Raw genomic sequence first — 14714 nt, 5'->3', positions numbered from 1 at the left:
TTTTTAAATTCCTATTTCTAATTGAAAACGAACATACCAATTTTGTTTGTTGCTTCCATCTAAATAATCTAAATCAGACATAGTAACTTCACCTTGTAATTTGAAAGCATGCTCCCATAAATATTTAGTAACACCTAATGAATATTGCTTAGAATCTGGTGTTAATGCTTTAATATCATCATGCATATTTTGTGTAGAAAAACGACCAATAATTTCATAATTGGTTGGAAAAACATAACTCAATTGATAATCCATTCCACTTCCAACAGGAACATAATTAAACTCGGTAATATCATCTGGATTAAAAGCAATTGGATCTTTTGCAGAACGCGACATGTAAGACGACATAATAGCCCATCCATTATATTTTAACATAGCATCTAATAAAACAGATTTCATTGTTTTTTGTTCGAACAAGTCTCCTCCAAGTTGACCTTGCGTTCTTCTTGCCAAATTATTTTGATGAAAAGCACCTGATAATAACAATTTTGGTGTTTTTTCTCTAGCTACATCTCCTTCAAAATTAGTTCCATCATTTTTAAATGAACCAAAAGGCATCAACTCTAATTTTCCAGTTAAAGCAACTCCATCATCCGCTGATTTAGTCCAGTTTCTTCCTTCTCCAGTAGAAACAGCCGTTTTTACATTATATGAAAATTTATCTTTATTTTCGTTCAGATAATATGCTTGAAAACCAAAATCTCTATCTATGGTGAAACGAGCATTATTAATACTTCTATCTGTTAATTGTAAAGCTCCTGATGAATTTACACGTTGACGATTTCCTGGTAATTTAGTTTGTCCAAAAAGAAAACTCCAATGTTTGTTTGGACGATAAAAAACAGCTGCATCACGAATAATATTGATATTTTCACCATCTTGAATTTCACCCACATCACCTGGCGCAAATGATAATTGAATTACATATAAAAAGTGTGGATTACCAACATATCCATCAAAACGCAAACGCAAACGTCTAATTTCTCCTGAATAAGCGGCATCTTCTCCTTCATTTTCAAAATAGGTTACACGATTTTGCATTCTAAAACGAATATTCAATTGAAATAAACTATCTGGTGAAGTTATTCCTAATCCTTTTCCATAGCTATAATATGGAAGTGCTGCCAACTTTAAATCGTTGTCTTTTGTGGTTACTTTTACATCTTGAGCAACAGCAATAGTGCTGATTACAAGCAATAAAAAGGTTACTAATTTTTTCATTTGTTATGTTGTTGTTTATTTTGCGCAAACTTAACATTAAAACAAGGTTAAGTATGTTAAGTAAATATTACCTTTGCAAAAAATTAACGTTATGTCAAATATATACATTGGATATCATTTTACAATAGAACCTATTGAATTAGGTAGCGAAATTTTAATTGCTGAATTAGGCGAAAAAGCTTTTGAAAGTTTTATTGAAACTGAAAAAGGGATTTCTGCCTATGTACAAAAAGATTTATGGAGCGAAACTATCTTAGAAGATATTCAAATTTTAGATAATCCCGAATTTAAAATCGATTATACTTTTGAGGAAATTGAGCAAGTAAATTGGAATGAAGAATGGGAGAAAAATTTCGAAGCGATTGAAGTAGACGGAAAATGTCATGTGAGAGCACCATTTCACGAAAAAACAAATGCCGAATATGATATTGTAATTGAACCAAAAATGAGTTTTGGAACGGGTCATCATGAAACGACTCACATGATGATTCAACATATTCTGGAAACAGACTTTACAAATAAAAAAACCTTAGACATGGGTTGCGGAACTGCCATTTTAGCCATTTTAGCGGAGATGAAAGGTGCTCAACCAATCGAAGCTATTGATATTGACAATTGGTGTTACTTAAACTCAATTGAAAATGCAGAACGTAATAATTGCAAACATATTTCGGTTTACGAAGGAGATGCGTCTTTATTAGTTGGTAAAAAATACGACATTATCATTGCAAACATCAATCGTAACATTCTTTTAAACGATATGCAACAATATGTGGATTGTTTAAACGAAAACGGAATTTTATTTTTAAGCGGTTTTTATACTGAAGATATTCCTGTAATTTCAGAAAGTTGTACGTCTAAAGGATTAACCTATGTAAAACAATTTGAAAGAAACAACTGGGTTGCATTAAAGTTTGTTAAATAGTTGGAAGCTGGATGATGGAAGCCGGAAGATGGAGATGGAAGTTAGAAGTTTAACTTTTTTTAAATCTTGAATTTAAAATTGATTTTTGAATTTGAACTTGAATTTGTAATTGATTTTTGAATTTGAATTTGATTCAGTATTTTTGTAAAGAACTTTCAAACGTAAAGAAAATGAGCACGATAGAAAAAGTACAAGAAGAAGTTTTAGTAGCAGAAGCTGTTGGTATTAATAACGAAATTGTATTACATAATGACGATGTAAATACATTTGACCATGTTATTGATACATTAATAAGAGTTTGCAAACACGATGAATTACAAGCCGAGCAATGTGCTTTATTAGTACATTATAAAGGCAAATGCACGGTTAAAACAGGTCCGATTGACCAATTAAAACCACAATGTTCGGCATTACTAGATGCTGGATTAAGTGCTGAAATTATATAAATAAAAAAATCCCGCTATTTGCGGGATTTTTGTTTATTGAAATTGTTTTTATTTATTTATAGCTTTTGTCAAATCTTTAAAATCACTTTCTTTTAGATTTGCTTTCATCATTCCATTAGGATAGACTTTGTAAATTGCTTCTCCAGTTTTGCTGTTTACAATTTGAAAATAACGCAAATGATATCCAAAATTCAAATAATAAAATTCTTCATTATTCAATATTTTTGTTTCTAATTCTTTTACAGAGATAAATTCTATTTTATAAGGGTATGGACTTAATATTTTATCTAATTTTTCTTTACTATATTCTTTATATTCAATTGGTTTTGTGTGATATTCCTTTTTTAAATAATCCGGTAAATACAAGGTTTGTTTTTTTAATTGTTTAACTTCTGAGGATATACTTTCTTCATAAAAACCACAAAAAGTTTTATTGAGTAATAATTTTTGAATGTTTTGAAAATTATTACTCAACATTAATAAATTATAATTGTGAAAAACATTTTCATTATGAATTTTATCTGAAACTATTTGTTCATATTCACTTTTTTTAGATTTAAAATAGGAATAACTATGAAAATCTCTTCCTGTAGTGTTAGCTGTAGAGCTATTTCTGTCGATCAAATCCCAAATTTTATCGTTTGGAATCAATTCTATGTAAGCTAAATTCTTTTTCTTATCATCAAGAAAAGTAAAATAATCATTATCCTTTAAATCTTTAATTTTTTTTGATACTTTCTCCATATCCAAAATAAATAAATTAATTGAGAATATTGTTCGAATACCTTCAGTTTGAATATTTGTAAAACCAGACATTACACAAAAAGAATATTTATCGCTTAAGTAATCTTGATATTTAAAATCTTTTAGATTTACAACTTCATATGGGGTAATTGTCCAAAAAGATTTAAGCATATCTTCATACTGTTTTTTATCATATAAATTATTTAAAACAAATATGGTTGTAGTGTTTTTGAAATCATCAAATCTCTCCATTTCAAATTTTGAAGGCTTTCCATAATATGGATTTTTAGAAATAGCTACTTGTGATTGCATTTCGAAACCAAAAAATAATGCTAAAATAAGTATCGTAATTTTTTTCATATTAAATCAACTAATTTATATATTAAAAAAGTCCTGAAATTCAGGACTTTTTATTTTTATTTGAAGCAAAGATTACCCTAAAACTTCTTTTACTTTTTTACCAATTTCAGCTGGAGAATCTACCACGTGAATTCCGTTTTCTCTCATGATGCGTTTTTTAGCTTCTGCTGTATCATCAGCTCCACCTACGATTGCACCTGCGTGACCCATTGTTCTTCCTTTTGGAGCCGTTTCACCTGCGATGAATCCAACAACTGGTTTACGGTTACCGTCTGCTTTTACCCATTTAGCAGCATCTGCTTCTAATTGACCTCCAATTTCACCAATCATGATGATGATTTCAGTTTCTGGGTCGTTCATTAATAATTCTACTGCTTCTTTAGTTGTTGTTCCAATGATTGGGTCACCACCAATTCCGATAGCTGTAGTAATTCCTAAACCTTGTTTTACTACTTGATCAGCAGCTTCATATGTTAAAGTACCTGATTTAGATACAATACCAACTGTTCCTTTTTTGAAAACGAAACCTGGCATAATACCAACTTTAGCTTCTCCTGGAGTAATTACACCTGGACAGTTAGGACCAACTAAACGACAATCTTTTCCTTTGATATAATCATAAGCTTTAATCATATCTGCTACAGGAATACCTTCAGTAATACAAATGATTACTTTGATTCCAGCTTCAGCAGCTTCCATAATTGCATCAGCAGCAAATGCTGGCGGAACGAAAATAATTGAAGTATCAGCACCCGCTTTTTCAACAGCATCTTTAACTGTGTTAAAAACTGGTCTGTCTAAATGTGTTGAACCACCTTTTCCTGGTGTTACTCCACCTACAACATTTGTTCCGTACTCAATCATTTGAGAAGCGTGGAAAGTTCCTTCGCTACCTGTAAATCCTTGTACAATTATTTTTGAATTTTTATTTACTAAAACGCTCATGATATATGAATTAAATTGTGTTTAAATTTGTGATGCAAAAGTAAGTTTTTTACCAAATAATCACATATTTTTTATTGTATTTTTTTAATTAGGTTTGCTAATTTGGTATCCTTTTTTAATTTTATCTTCTTCAAATTCCCAAATAGCAACCACTTTTGCTATTAAAAAGAATTCTTTTGGGTTTTCTATTGTTGTTACCTTGTGATTGTATTTTACTACAATTTGATTTTCTTGCTCTATGAAATGTGAAATTTCCATGAAAGAATCAATATAATTTTGTTTCAATTCGTTAGCCAAATTGATGATAGCACTTTTTTGAAGTAATAACTTCCCTTCTGAGCTGTCCCATTCTAAAATAAAATCATCGTGCAAAAGTGTATCAAGAAATGATGCATTTCTTATTCCGTCTTCTTTATACAAAAACTCAATGCGTTCTTTATTTGTCATTTTGTTTTAATTTTTCAATAATTTCTGGAATGCGTTTTACATTAGCCAATTGTTTCAACTTTTCTCTTGATTCTTCAATTGGAGTACCAAAATAAGTCTTTCCTCCTTCGATAGATTTAGTAACACCAGTTTGTCCCATTACTACGGCTTTTGTTCCTATAGTAATACCACTTGTTGTACCAACTTGTCCCCAAAGCGTTACTTCGTCTTCAATAACCACACAACCTGCAATTCCAGTTTGTGAAGCAATTAAACATTTTTTTCCAATAACGGTATCGTGACCAACATGCACTTGATTATCAATTTTAGTTCCAGCTCCAATGGTTGTATCACCAGTAACTCCTTTGTCAATCGTACATAAAGCGCCAATTCCAACATTATCTTCAATTACTACTCGCCCACCCGATAATAATTGGTCAAAACTTTCTGGGCGTTTTTTGTAATAAAATGCATCAGCTCCTAAAATGGTTCCTGCATGAATCATTACGTTATCACCAATTACAGTGTTATCGTAAATCGTAACATTAGCATGAATCAAACAATTTTTACCAATTTGAACATTATGTCCAATAAAGCAATTCGGTTGAATAACAGTTCCTTCTCCAATTTTAGCTGAATCAGAAATTGCAACATTTGAAGATTGAAATGGTCTGAAATGTTTCGTTAGTTTATTGAAATCTCTAAAAGGGTCATCTGAAATCAACAAGGCTTTTCCTTCAGGACATTCTACTTCTTTGTTTATTAAAACAATAGTAGCTGCCGATTGAAGTGCTTTGTCATAATATTTTGGATGATCTACGAATACAATATCTCCAGGTTCTACCACATGAATTTCATTCATACCGTGAACTGGAAAATCGGCATCACCCACAAAATTACAATCTATAATTTGGGCAATTTCTTTTAGAGGATAAACTTTTGGAAATTTCATTTATAAGTGATTAGTGGATAGTAATTAGTGATAAGTAAAATATAAAAGAGTAATTAGTTATTGGCTATTTACTAATTACTCTTCACTTTTTACTTTCAATTATTCTTTTACTCTTTCCATGTAGTTTCCTGTTGCTGTATCAATTTTGATTTTATCACCTTCATTGATAAACAACGGAACATTTACAGTAGCTCCTGTTTCAACAGTTGCTGGTTTTGTAGCATTCGTAGCTGTATTCCCTTTTACTCCTGGCTCAGCATACGTAACCTCTAAAACGATAGAAGCTGGCATATCTACTGATAAAGGTGCTTCGGTTTCAGCGTTGATTTGAATCATTACGTTAGTTCCTTCTTTTAATAAATCTGGAGCATCTAATACTTTTTTGTCTAACGTAATTTGTTCAAATGATTCGTTATTCATAAAGTGAAATTGATCTCCTTCAGCATATAAATATTGGAATGTATGTGTTTCAACACGTACTTCATCAATTTTGTGTCCAGCAGAAAATGTGTTATCTAATACTTTTCCGTTCGTTAACGATTTTAATTTTGTTCTTACGAAAGCTGGTCCCTTACCTGGTTTTACGTGAAGAAATTCGATGATTTTATAAATATCGTTATTGTATTTGATGCATAATCCGTTTCTAATATCTGATGTACTTGCCATTTTATTTTTATTTGATGTTTGTTTATTTACTCTTTTAATTTGAGATTACATTGAACTCGTGTAGCCTTTCATGATTCCACGAGAAGAATTTCTGATGAAGTCTAAAATTTCATCTCTTTCTGTTGTAGCTTCCATTTCAGCCTCAATAATGCTTAATGCTTGCGTTGTATTGTAATTTTTTTGATATAAAATTCTATAGATATCTTGAATTTCTCTGATTTTATCTGTTGAAAAACCTCTTCTTCTTAATCCTACAGAGTTAATTCCCACATAAGACAAAGGTTCTTTTGCCGCTTTTGTAAAAGGAGGAACATCTTTTCTTACTAATGAACCACCAGAAATCATAGCATGATCTCCAATTGAAATAAACTGATGTACAGCTGCTAAACCACCAATGATAGCAAAATCACCAACCGTTACGTGTCCGGCCAAAGCAACGCCATTTACGATAATAGCATTATCACCAATATGACAATCGTGTGCGATATGAGCCGTAGCCATAATTAAACAGTTTTTTCCAATTTTTGTTTGACCAGAAGCTACTGTTCCTCTATTGATAGTAACACATTCTCTAATTGTAGTGTTATCACCAATAACCGCTAACGATTCTTCACCACCAAATTTTAAATCTTGAGGAACCGCTGAAATTACCGCACCAGGAAAAATATTACAATTTTTACCAATACGAGCACCTTCCATGATGGTAACATTTGAACCAATCCAAGTTCCTTCACCAATTTCAACATTATTATGTATGGTTGTAAAAGGATCAATTACAACGTTTCTTGCTATTTTGGCACCTGGATGCACATAAGCTAATGGTTGATTCATATATATCTTTATTTTACTTTAACAATTTGTGCCATTAATTCGGCTTCTGAAACTAATTTTCCGTTTGCATACGCATACGCTTGCATGTGACAAATTCCTCTTCTAATTGGAGAAATTAAATCACATTTAAAGAACAAGGTATCGCCTGGTAAGACTTTATTTTTGAACTTAACATTATCAATTTTCATGAAATACGTTAAGTAATTTTCTGGATCTGGAACAGTACTTAAAATCAAGATTCCTCCTGTTTGTGCCATGGCTTCAACTTGTAAAACTCCCGGCATTACCGGAGCTCCTGGAAAATGTCCAACGAAAAAATCTTCATTCATTGTTACATTTTTTAATCCAACCACATGTGTTTCAGAAAGTTCTAAAATCTTATCTACTAACAAGAATGGTGGACGGTGTGGTAATAAATTCATAATACCGTGAATATCCATTACTGGTTCTTTGTTAATATCATAACTAGGAACATTGTTACGCTCTTCAATCTTAATTAATTTAGCCATTTTCTTAGCAAACTGAGTATTTACGTAGTGTCCTGGCTTATTTGCGATAATTTTCCCTTGAATACGAGTTCCAATTAAAGATAAATCCCCAATAATATCAAGCAATTTATGTCTTGCTGCTTCATTCGGATAATGCAATGTTAGGTTGTCTAAAATTCCATTTTCTTTAACCGAAATAGTATCTTTATTGAAAGCCTTTTTCAAGTTTTCCATTGTTTCTGATGAAATTTCTTTATCAACATATACAATGGCGTTATTTAAATCACCTCCTTTAATCAACCCATTATTCAAAAGTGATTCTAATTCATGTAAAAAACTAAAAGTTCTACAATTTGAAATTTCTTTTTTAAATTCTTTAATCCCTTTCATTGTAGCATTTTGAGTACCTAAAACTTTAGTACCAAAATCAACCATTGCTGTAACACAATATTCATCTGCAGGAATAACTGTAATTTCACTTCCTGTAGCTTCATCTAGGTACGAAATTACATCTTTAACTACAAATACTTTTCGTTCTGCTTCTTGCTCAATAACTCCAACTTTTTCAATGGCTTCAACAAAATATTTTGAAGAACCATCCATAATAGGAAGTTCAGAAGCATTTAATTCTATAATAACGTTATCTAAATCGCAACCCACAAGCGCCGCTAATACGTGCTCTGGTGTTTGAATCATTACTCCTAATTTTTCTAAATTAGTGCCTCGTTGCGTATTTACAACATAATTTGCATCAGCTTCAATAATTGGTTGACCTTCTAAATCTACACGTACAAATGTAAATCCGTTGTTTACAGGAGCCGGTTTAAAAGTCATTGCAACTTCTTGACCTGTGTGTAAACCTACACCTTTTAATGATATTTCTGCAGCAATTGTTGTTTGCTTCGCCATGATAAAAATGGTTTTTAAATTATTTAATTGTATTTTTTAATTCTTCTAAATCGGAAACAATTTTTGGTAAATTTCTAAAGTGTACAAAAGCTTTTGCAAAATCTCCATAATTGAAAGCAGGACTTCCTTGTACCACTTCTCCAGCTTCTAAATTTTTTCCAATACCTGATTGCGCTTGAATTTTAACTCCATCACCAATTACTAAATGCCCAGCAAATCCAACTTGACCTCCAATTAAACAGTTTTTACCTATTTTGGTTGTTCCTGCAATTCCGGTTTGTGCGGCAATTACGGTGTTTTCGCCAATTTCAACATTGTGCGCAACTTGAATGTGATTATCAAGTTTTACTCCTTTTCTAATAATTGTAGAACCTAAAGTAGCTCTATCAACTGTTGTAGAAGCACCAATTTCAACATCATCTTCAATGATAACATTTCCAATTTGTGGTACTTTTACATACGTTCCGTCTTCTTGAGGCGCAAAACCAAATCCATCCGAACCAATTATTGTTCCTGAGTGAATTGTACATCTATTTCCAATAACAGTTTCTGAATAAATTCTAACGCCTGCAAAGAAAACACAATCATCACCAATTGTTACGTTGTCTCCAATAAAACTATTTGGATAAATTTTTACATTATTTCCAATGGTTACATTCTTTCCAACGTAACAAAAACTTCCCAAATATAAATCAGAACCATAAGTTACACCATCCGAAATCACAGAAGGTTGCTCAATTCCTGATTTCATCAATTTTACTTGATTATAATATTCTAATAACTTTGAAAACGATTTATACGCATCTTCAACCTTAATTAAAGTAGTTGTTATTTCTTGCTCTGGCTCAAAAGTGTTGTTAACTATGGTAACAGATGCCTGAGTAGAATAAATGTAATTGATATATTTAGGATTTGCCAAAAACGTCAAAGACCCTTCTGTTCCTTCCTCAATTTTAGACAATTTAAAAACTTCAGCATCTGGATTTCCAACTACTTCGCCTTCTAAAATGCCTGCTATTTGCGCTGCTGTAAACTTCATTTAAAAATTTTATTACTATCTAATTAGATAGATTTCGGGATATAAAAATACTCATTTTCATTTAATTCAACGTATTGATTCCTCTTCATCTTGGCAAAAATATGAAATTAAATTAAAAAGCTATGCTTCTAAGACCACTTTTGGAAAACATATGAAATATTTTGTTACAGGTTTTGATAAAGCTTTTAAATGTAATTGGTCAGATGCTTCTACCACATCTTCAATGGTTTTGTCTTTTTTTAAGATGCGAATAGGCTCACTTGATTTGCTATACGCTTGATTTTTTAACTTACCTTTAAACACAAAATAATCCGCTTCTTTTTCGGAAATTCCAGCAAGAGCAATGTATTTATTTTTAATAGATAATAGATTCTCTTTGTTTGGTTTATCATCGGTCATTTGAATCTTTAGTAAATCACGATTCAATATCATTCTACACAAAGATTGTAAAACAAAATCATCATGAAATTGCCATGATTTAATCGCGCCCATCACATCATAATCATCCAAATAAGAAAACTTATCTAAAACATTTTTATCAAAATCAGACAAAGAAATTTTGTTTTGCATGAAAAATTGCAACGATTCGCTACATGGTAATAGAATTCCTTTCTGAGTTAATTCTTTGGCGCGTTTTAGAATTTTGGTCAAGATTAATTCAGCAACCACGCTTGTTTTGTGCAAATACGCTTGCCAATACATCAATCTTCGCGCAACCAAAAACTTTTCAACTGAATAAATTCCTTTTTCTTCAATAACTAAATAATCATCTTGCACGTTCATCATTTGAATCAAACGTTCGCTATTAATATTTCCTTCGGCTACACCGCTGTAAAAACTGTCGCGTTTTAAGTAATCCATTCTATCCATATCTAATTGACTTGAAATCAATTGCAACATGAATTTTCTATGATATTCACCTTTAAAAACTTGGATTGCTAAAGCTAATTTACCATCAAATTCTTTATTTAATTGCTCCATGAACAACAACGATAATTCTTCATGATGCACTTCTTCAACTATACTGTGTTCCATAGCGTGACTGTATGGACCGTGACCAATATCATGCAACAAAATAGCAATATACAAAGCATTTTCTTCATCTTCCGAAATTGCAACACCTTTAAATTGCAAGGTTTGAACCGCTTTTTGCATAATATGCATACAGCCCAACGCATGATGAAAACGTGTGTGATGCGCACCTGGATAAACCAAATACGACATTCCCATCTGAGAAATTCTTCTCAAACGTTGAAAGTAAGGATGCTGAATTAAATCGTAAATTAAAGAATTAGGTATGGTAATAAAACCATAAATTGGATCGTTGAATATTTTGAGTTTGTTGGTTTGGCTCACAAGTATAAATTTTGAGTAACAAATGTAGCGATTTTTTACAAAAAGAATTGTTTAAAACTAATGGGAAATTTTATACTAAATTTAATACAATGGTCGTTTAATAAATACTAACTTGCACACAAATTAAGAAGAAATGAGCCAGATAAAAATCCTTTGGGTTGATGATGAAATTGATTTATTAAAACCACATATCCTTTTTTTAGAAAAGAAGAATTATCATGTAACTACCTGTAATAACGGGCAAGATGCTATTGATTTGTTTGATGAAAACAATTTTGATGTGGTGTTTTTAGATGAAAACATGCCAGGTTTAAGTGGTTTGGAAACTTTATCTGAATTAAAAGAAAAGAAATCTTCGGTTCCGGTGATTATGATTACCAAAAGTGAAGAAGAATATATTATGGAAGAAGCTATCGGTTCTAAAATTGCCGATTATTTGATAAAACCGGTTAATCCAAACCAGATTTTATTGAGTTTGAAGAAAAATTTAGACCATTCGCGATTGATTTCCGAAAAAACAACTTTAGATTATCAGAAAGAATTTCGAAAAATTGCTATGGATATGGCAATGGTTCGTACCTATGAAGATTGGGTAGAATTGTACAAAAAGTTATTATTTTGGGAATTAGAGTTGGAAAACATCGAAGACCAAAGCATGGTAGAAATTTTGGAAAGTCAAAAAGCCGAAGCTAATATGCAATTTGGGAAATTTATCGAACGTAATTATGAAGATTGGTTCCAACCAAAAGCTGATAAACCAGTGCTTTCTCATGAAATTTTTGGTGAATTAGTAGCACCAGAAATTCGTAAAAAAGACAAGCCAATTTTATTCATTGTGATTGATAACTTGCGTTATGACCAGTGGAAAGCATTTGAAAGTGTCGTAAACAATCACTACAAACTGGAAAAAGAAGTCAGCTACTTCTCTATTTTACCAACAGCAACTCAATATGCTCGTAATGCTATTTTCTCTGGATTAACACCGTTGGAAATGGAAAAGAAATTCCCGCAATATTGGAAAAACGATCCAGATGAAGGTGGAAAAAATCTGTATGAAGGCGAATTTTTAACCGAGCAACTAAAACGTTTGGGATTAAACATCAAACAAGAATATTATAAGATTACCAATTTTACTTCGGGAAAAAAATTAGCAGATAACTTTAAATCTTTAAAAAACAATGATTTAACGACTATTGTTTACAATTTCGTAGATATGTTATCACATGCTAAAACCGAAATGGATGTAGTAAAAGAATTAGCTTCAAACGACAAAGCGTATCGTTCTTTGACGGCAAGTTGGTTTAAGAATTCTCCACTTTTGGATATGATTCAGCAAGCTCAACAACTTGGTTTTAGATTGATTATAACTACCGACCATGGAACAATCAATTGTAAAAATCCGTCGAAAGTTATTGGTGATAAAAACACAAGTTTAAACCTTCGCTATAAAACAGGAAGAAGCTTAACCTACGAAGACAAAGACGTTTATGCTGTGAAAGATCCGAAAAAAATTGGTCTACCAGCACTAAACATGAGTAGCTCTTTTATTTTTGCAAAAAACGATTTATTTTTGGCTTATGTAAATAACTACAATCATTATGTCAGTTATTACCGAAATACCTATCAACACGGAGGAATTTCATTAGAAGAAATGGTAATTCCGTTTTTAGTTTTAGAGCCGAGATAAAGCGTTAAGTAAATAAGAATAATTATATGACGATAATTTTTTCATTAGACGAAATCACAAACGTTGCCAAGCAAATATTAGCCACGCCTTCCTTAAAAAAAGTAATTACATTTCACGCACAAATGGGCGCTGGAAAAACGACTTTAATTAAAGAATTGGTGAAAGAATTAGGTGTAAAAGACAATTCGAGTAGCCCAACATTTTCTTTAGTGAATGAATACCGCACGTTTGAAGGCGAAATCGTATATCATTTCGATTTGTATCGATTAAATTCAGAAGAAGAAGGTTATGACATGGGTTTAGACGAATATTTTTATTCTGACAATTGGTGTTTTATCGAATGGCCAGAAAAAACGCCAAATTTAATCCCAATCGACCACGCCAGTATTTCAATAAAAGTAATGGCAGACGGAAAAAGAGAATTGACCTTGAAGAACTAAAAGATTCTTTTCTATTTTAAAAAATATTCCTAAATTGGTACCACAAAAAACAACGCAACATGTCCATTTATAGTCCATTTTCGAAATCACAATTATTACCACAAGAAGAAAAGCTAGAAGTGGCACGACATAAAAGCGAGTTGTTTATTGGAATTCCTAAAGAAACTTCTTATCAAGAACGTCGTATTTGCTTAACTCCAGATGCCGTTTCTTCATTAGTTTCACACGGACATCGCGTAATGATTGAAGCAGGTTCAGGAGAATGTTCAAGTTACACTGATAAAGAATATAGCGATGCTGGTGCAGAAATAACTCAAGACACTAAAAAAGTTCTAGGTTGCCCAATGATTTTAAAAGTGGAACCACCTACTCTAGCCGAACTAGAAATGATGAATCCGCAAACCATTGTTATTTCAGCTATTCAATTAAAAACACAGAAAAAAGAATATTTTGAAGCTTTAGCTACCAAAAGAATTACTGCTTTAGCATTTGAATTCATAAAAGACGAAGATGGTTCCTATCCAGCAGTAAAATCACTATCAGAAATTGCAGGAACTGCTTCGGTTTTAATCGCTTCCGAATTAATGATTGGTGAAAACATTGGAAAAGGCTTATTATTCGGCAATATTACAGGAGTTCCACCTACAAAAGTAGTTATCATTGGCGCTGGAACGGTTGCAGAATATGCTGCTAGAACCGCTTTAGGACTAGGCGCAACTGTGAAAGTATTTGATAATTCGATTACCAAATTACGTCGTTTGCAAAACACATTAAATCAAAGAATATTTACTTCTACTATTCAAGAAAAATCGCTTTTAAAAGCTTTGCGTCGTTGTGATGTAGCCATTGGAGCTATGAAAGGTAAAAACCGTGCTCCTATTGTGGTTACCGAAACTATGGTAGAACACATGAAAAAAGGAGCTGTTATTGTAGATGTTAGTATTGATACAGGAGGTTGTTTTGAAACTTCAGAAGTCACTACTCATGAAAAACCAACCTTTATTAAAAACGGAGTAATTCATTATTGTGTTCCAAATATTCCTTCTCGATATTCTAAAACGGCTTCAATGTCAATTAGTAATATCATTTCTCCTTTCTTATTACATATTGCAGACGATGGTGGAATTGAAACCGCTATTCGTTGCAACAGAGGTTTAAAGCACGGGATTTATTCCTATCACGGAGTTTTAACCAATAAAGCAATTGCCGATTGGTTCAATTTAGAATACCGAGATATCAATTTAATTGTTTTTTAATATTACGTCAAATCACTACAAAA

15 protein-coding genes are annotated in these 14714 nt (G+C 31.9%); 5 read left to right on the top strand and 10 right to left on the bottom strand.

The window, feature by feature from the left end; translation table 11 throughout:
* Positions 1 to 3 precede the first annotated feature (3 nt).
* On the bottom strand, positions 4 to 1221 hold the full coding sequence (locus B2741_RS02880; RefSeq protein ID WP_291135267.1) for a porin: 1218 nt from the start codon (positions 1219 to 1221) through the stop codon (positions 4 to 6).
* A gap of 91 nt (positions 1222 to 1312) precedes the next feature.
* Between B2741_RS02880 and prmA the strand changes: the two genes are divergently transcribed.
* Both prmA and B2741_RS02870 read left to right on the top strand, forming a co-directional pair.
* On the top strand, positions 1313 to 2146 hold the full coding sequence (prmA, locus tag B2741_RS02875) for a 50S ribosomal protein L11 methyltransferase (protein WP_291135264.1): 834 nt from the start codon (positions 1313 to 1315) through the stop codon (positions 2144 to 2146).
* A gap of 170 nt (positions 2147 to 2316) precedes the next feature.
* Positions 2317 to 2592 carry an ATP-dependent Clp protease adaptor ClpS gene (locus B2741_RS02870; RefSeq protein ID WP_291135262.1) on the top strand — a complete coding sequence of 92 codons (276 nt, stop codon included), beginning with the start codon at positions 2317 to 2319 and terminating at the stop codon, positions 2590 to 2592.
* 48 nt (positions 2593 to 2640) lie between these two features.
* On the opposite strand, the gene B2741_RS02865 is transcribed toward B2741_RS02870, so the two are convergent.
* From B2741_RS02865 to B2741_RS02825, 9 genes are all read right to left on the bottom strand, one after another.
* Positions 2641 to 3696 carry a hypothetical protein gene (locus B2741_RS02865; protein WP_291135260.1) on the bottom strand — a complete coding sequence of 352 codons (1056 nt, stop codon included), beginning with the start codon at positions 3694 to 3696 and terminating at the stop codon, positions 2641 to 2643.
* Between the two features lie 72 nt (positions 3697 to 3768).
* Entirely contained in the window at positions 3769 to 4641 is an 873-nt protein-coding gene (gene sucD / locus B2741_RS02860) for a succinate--CoA ligase subunit alpha (protein ID WP_133607308.1), read from the bottom strand.
* Between the two features lie 84 nt (positions 4642 to 4725).
* Entirely contained in the window at positions 4726 to 5088 is a 363-nt protein-coding gene (locus B2741_RS02855; protein WP_291135257.1) for a nuclear transport factor 2 family protein, read from the bottom strand.
* Positions 5078 to 6019 carry a UDP-3-O-(3-hydroxymyristoyl)glucosamine N-acyltransferase gene (locus tag B2741_RS02850; RefSeq protein ID WP_291135255.1) on the bottom strand — a complete coding sequence of 314 codons (942 nt, stop codon included), beginning with the start codon at positions 6017 to 6019 and terminating at the stop codon, positions 5078 to 5080. Before B2741_RS02850 ends, B2741_RS02855 begins: the two co-directional genes overlap by 11 nt.
* 99 nt (positions 6020 to 6118) lie before the next feature.
* Positions 6119 to 6685, bottom strand: a complete 567-nt coding sequence (efp, locus tag B2741_RS02845; RefSeq protein ID WP_026725820.1) for an elongation factor P — start codon at positions 6683 to 6685, stop codon at positions 6119 to 6121.
* A 45-nt stretch (positions 6686 to 6730) separates the two neighbouring features.
* The gene (gene lpxA / locus B2741_RS02840; protein WP_133607316.1) at positions 6731 to 7516 is read right to left on the bottom strand and encodes an acyl-ACP--UDP-N-acetylglucosamine O-acyltransferase; all 786 of its coding nucleotides are present in this window, start codon (positions 7514 to 7516) and stop codon (positions 6731 to 6733) included.
* A gap of 8 nt (positions 7517 to 7524) precedes the next feature.
* Complete coding sequence (locus tag B2741_RS02835; RefSeq protein WP_291135252.1) at positions 7525 to 8913, bottom strand: bifunctional UDP-3-O-[3-hydroxymyristoyl] N-acetylglucosamine deacetylase/3-hydroxyacyl-ACP dehydratase; 1389 nt, start codon at positions 8911 to 8913, stop codon at positions 7525 to 7527.
* A 19-nt stretch (positions 8914 to 8932) separates the two neighbouring features.
* Entirely contained in the window at positions 8933 to 9952 is a 1020-nt protein-coding gene (gene lpxD / locus B2741_RS02830; protein WP_291135250.1) for a UDP-3-O-(3-hydroxymyristoyl)glucosamine N-acyltransferase, read from the bottom strand.
* 120 nt (positions 9953 to 10072) lie between these two features.
* The gene (locus tag B2741_RS02825) at positions 10073 to 11308 is read right to left on the bottom strand and encodes an HD domain-containing protein (RefSeq protein ID WP_291135248.1); all 1236 of its coding nucleotides are present in this window, start codon (positions 11306 to 11308) and stop codon (positions 10073 to 10075) included.
* 133 nt (positions 11309 to 11441) lie between these two features.
* Between B2741_RS02825 and B2741_RS02820 the strand changes: the two genes are divergently transcribed.
* The 3 genes from B2741_RS02820 to B2741_RS02810 are packed head-to-tail and all read left to right on the top strand — an operon-like array spanning position 11442 to position 14691.
* A complete protein-coding gene (locus tag B2741_RS02820) occupies positions 11442 to 12995 on the top strand; it encodes a bifunctional response regulator/alkaline phosphatase family protein (RefSeq protein ID WP_291135246.1) in 1554 nt (517 codons plus the stop codon).
* A 26-nt stretch (positions 12996 to 13021) separates the two neighbouring features.
* Positions 13022 to 13435, top strand: coding sequence for a tRNA (adenosine(37)-N6)-threonylcarbamoyltransferase complex ATPase subunit type 1 TsaE (gene tsaE, locus B2741_RS02815; RefSeq protein ID WP_133607326.1), 414 nt, complete (start codon positions 13022 to 13024; stop codon positions 13433 to 13435).
* Positions 13436 to 13494: 59 nt separating this feature from the next.
* Positions 13495 to 14691, top strand: coding sequence for an alanine dehydrogenase (locus B2741_RS02810; protein ID WP_291135244.1), 1197 nt, complete (start codon positions 13495 to 13497; stop codon positions 14689 to 14691).
* The last annotated feature ends 23 nt before the right edge of the window (positions 14692 to 14714 follow it).

The organism is Flavobacterium sp. UBA7663 (genome assembly GCF_002483315.1).
Lineage (GTDB): Bacteria > Bacteroidota > Bacteroidia > Flavobacteriales > Flavobacteriaceae > Flavobacterium.
Note: the sequence above shows the minus strand (reverse complement) of the source record. Positions and strands in the feature narration are given on the sequence as shown.

What these genes read in the sequence shown, in the direction of transcription:
- B2741_RS02880 (WP_291135267.1), bottom strand. Translation starts at nt 1,221, where the DNA reads ATGAAAAAATTAGTAACCTTTTTATTGCTTGTAATCAGCACTATTGCT.
- prmA (WP_291135264.1), top strand. Translation starts at nt 1,313, where the DNA reads ATGTCAAATATATACATTGGATATCATTTTACAATAGAACCTATTGAA.
- B2741_RS02870 (WP_291135262.1), top strand. Translation starts at nt 2,317, where the DNA reads ATGAGCACGATAGAAAAAGTACAAGAAGAAGTTTTAGTAGCAGAAGCT.
- B2741_RS02865 (WP_291135260.1), bottom strand. Translation starts at nt 3,696, where the DNA reads ATGAAAAAAATTACGATACTTATTTTAGCATTATTTTTTGGTTTCGAA.
- sucD (WP_133607308.1), bottom strand. Translation starts at nt 4,641, where the DNA reads ATGAGCGTTTTAGTAAATAAAAATTCAAAAATAATTGTACAAGGATTT.
- B2741_RS02855 (WP_291135257.1), bottom strand. Translation starts at nt 5,088, where the DNA reads ATGACAAATAAAGAACGCATTGAGTTTTTGTATAAAGAAGACGGAATA.
- B2741_RS02850 (WP_291135255.1), bottom strand. Translation starts at nt 6,019, where the DNA reads ATGAAATTTCCAAAAGTTTATCCTCTAAAAGAAATTGCCCAAATTATA.
- efp (WP_026725820.1), bottom strand. Translation starts at nt 6,685, where the DNA reads ATGGCAAGTACATCAGATATTAGAAACGGATTATGCATCAAATACAAT.
- lpxA (WP_133607316.1), bottom strand. Translation starts at nt 7,516, where the DNA reads ATGAATCAACCATTAGCTTATGTGCATCCAGGTGCCAAAATAGCAAGA.
- B2741_RS02835 (WP_291135252.1), bottom strand. Translation starts at nt 8,913, where the DNA reads ATGGCGAAGCAAACAACAATTGCTGCAGAAATATCATTAAAAGGTGTA.
- lpxD (WP_291135250.1), bottom strand. Translation starts at nt 9,952, where the DNA reads ATGAAGTTTACAGCAGCGCAAATAGCAGGCATTTTAGAAGGCGAAGTA.
- B2741_RS02820 (WP_291135246.1), top strand. Translation starts at nt 11,442, where the DNA reads ATGAGCCAGATAAAAATCCTTTGGGTTGATGATGAAATTGATTTATTA.
- tsaE (WP_133607326.1), top strand. Translation starts at nt 13,022, where the DNA reads ATGACGATAATTTTTTCATTAGACGAAATCACAAACGTTGCCAAGCAA.
- B2741_RS02810 (WP_291135244.1), top strand. Translation starts at nt 13,495, where the DNA reads ATGTCCATTTATAGTCCATTTTCGAAATCACAATTATTACCACAAGAA.